Raw genomic sequence first — 2298 nt, 5'->3', positions numbered from 1 at the left:
CTCCTCACGGGTGGGTGGGATCGGTCTGGGAGGCGGGGGCGGCGTCCACGGCCGGCATGGCGCCCGTGGCGGGCGAGCGGTCGGCGTCGCCCCACTCATCCGGCACCTCGGACTCGAGGCGCTCGGCGAGATGGGAGTCCTCGCCGGTCATGGCGAGGAAGGTCAGGTGGGCCTCGTAGTCGTCCAGGACGTCGGCACACAGCTGCTCACGGCTGTAGCCCAGCACGTCCCGGCCGCGCGAGCCCTTGGCGGAGAACACCTCGAGCTGGAAGTGGGTGTCCTGGGCGACGCTGAGGCTGCCCGCGAAGCCCGGCACGGGGTAGGCCACGGGGTAGACCTGGTACTTGAAGTCCTCCTGGCCCTCGAAGGTGACGGTGAGGTCCACCCAGGGCACCCCGGACTCGGGGTGGACGCCGTGGGTGACGGCGGCGTCGGCGTCGTGGCCGCGCAGCTCGGCGGCCACCTCCTCCAGGGCGGGGCCGACCTCGCGCTCGATGTAGGCGGCGGCCTGGCGGGCCGTGGCGAAGTTCATCCGCCGGGCCAGGCGTTGGCGCCAGGTGGCGCGGCTGCCGGAGTCGCGGGCCTGGCCGGCGAGGACGGCGGGCAGGGCGGCGGTGCGCGAGTCCATGGCCAGGGACTCGGAGTGCAGCACCCGCCACAGGCTGATCATCACCAGGTACAGCAGCACCGAGAGCGGCAAGCCCACGATCACGGTGGCCTTCTGCAGGGTGTAGACGCCGTCGATGAACAGCATGGACAGCGTCAGCAGGCCGGTGATCACCGCCCACGTGATGCGCAGCCACGGGGCGCCGTCGGAGTCCTCGACCGAGCCCTTGGAGGTCATGTTCGCCATGATGAGCGAGCCGGAATCGGCGCTGGTCACGTAGAAGAACAGGCCGGTGAGCACGGCCAGGCCGATCAGGAACGTGGAGCCGGGGTACTTCTCCAGGAGGCTGAAGAAGCCGGCCTCGGGGGTGTTCACGGCCTCCTCCAGCAGGGCCTGGTCCCCGCCGCGGAAGAAGCCGATGGCCGCGTTGCCCATGATGGACACCCACAGCATGATGAACGCGAAGGGGATCAGCAGCACGCCCAGCACGAACTCCCGCAGGGTGCGCCCCCGGGAGATGCGGGCCAGGAAGAGGGACACGAAGGGCGACCAGGCGATCCACCAGGCCCAGAAGAACAGGGTCCAGTCGGACATCCACTGCTCCGCCGGGTAGGCCGCCGTGCCGTCGGTGTAGGCGAAGGTGCGCATCATCATCGAGGGGAACGAGGCGAAGAAGTCGCCGATGTTCTGCACCAGGGCGTTGAGCAGGTCCGTGGTGCGGCCGGTGACCAGCACCCACAGCAGGATGACGACGGCCAGGTACACGTTGAGCTCGGAGAGCCGGCGGATGCCCTTGTCCACGCCGGAGACGGTGGAGATGATCGTGATCCCGACCGCCAGGGCCATGAGGGCGATCTGCACGCCGGTGGTCACGGGTACGTCCAGGATCAGGGCGAGTCCGGCGTTCAGGAAGACGACGCCGATGCCCAGGGAGACGGCGATGCCGAAGATCGTGCCGACGGTGGCGCCGATCTCCGCGGCGTGGCCGATGGCGCCGTGCACGCGGCGGCCGAAGATGGGGGCGATGGCCGATCGGATGCTCAGCGGCATGTGGTACCGGTAGGCGAACAGTCCGAAGGCCATGCCCATCAGGGCGTACATGGCCCACCCGGGGATGCCGTAGTGGAAGATGGTCCACAGTGGGGCCATGCGGGCGGCCTCGTCGGACATCGGCTCGAGGTCGGGTGGGGTGAGCAGGTTGGTGGCCGGGCCGGAGGTGGCGAAGAACATCAGGTCCACCCCGATGCCCGCGGCGAAGAGCATGGCCGACCACGTGAACATGCTGAACTGCGGGACGGCGTGGTCCGGCCCGAGCCGCACGTGGCCCAGGCGGCTGAGCGCCACGACGATCACGAAGACGACGACGATGCCCGCCGTGAGCACGTAGTACCAGCCGAAGCTCTCGGCGATCCAGCTCACCGTGGCCGAGATGACGGAGTCTGCCTGGGCGGGCAGAAGCATCGCCCAGAGGGCGAAGCCGACGACGATGCCCGCGGTGCCGGCGAACACCGGCCAGTTCACCGGGGAGTGGGAGGCTCCTCCGGCGTCGGGGGGACCCGGTGGCCCTGCGGTCTCGGCTGTCGTCCTCTGGTCGGCAGACACAGGTGTGCTTCCTCTCGTCGGGGTCTGGGCGGCCCGTCCACCCTACAGATCGGTCATCTGGGCGGGGATGCGTGCTGGGCGGTGAGGGT

Annotated in this window: 1 protein-coding gene; it reads right to left on the bottom strand. The window is 69.8% G+C overall.

Going from position 1 to position 2298, the window contains the following annotated elements:
- Positions 1-4: 4 nt before the first annotated feature.
- On the bottom strand, positions 5-2128 hold the full coding sequence (gene betT / locus QL983_RS11035; protein ID WP_230259665.1) for a choline BCCT transporter BetT: 2124 nt from the start codon (positions 2126-2128) through the stop codon (positions 5-7).
- Positions 2129-2298: the final 170 nt, after the last annotated feature.

The organism is Micrococcus sp. APC 4021 (genome assembly GCF_030407635.1).
Lineage (GTDB): Bacteria > Actinomycetota > Actinomycetes > Actinomycetales > Micrococcaceae > Micrococcus > Micrococcus luteus.
This window is presented reverse-complemented; position numbering and strand designations above follow the sequence as displayed.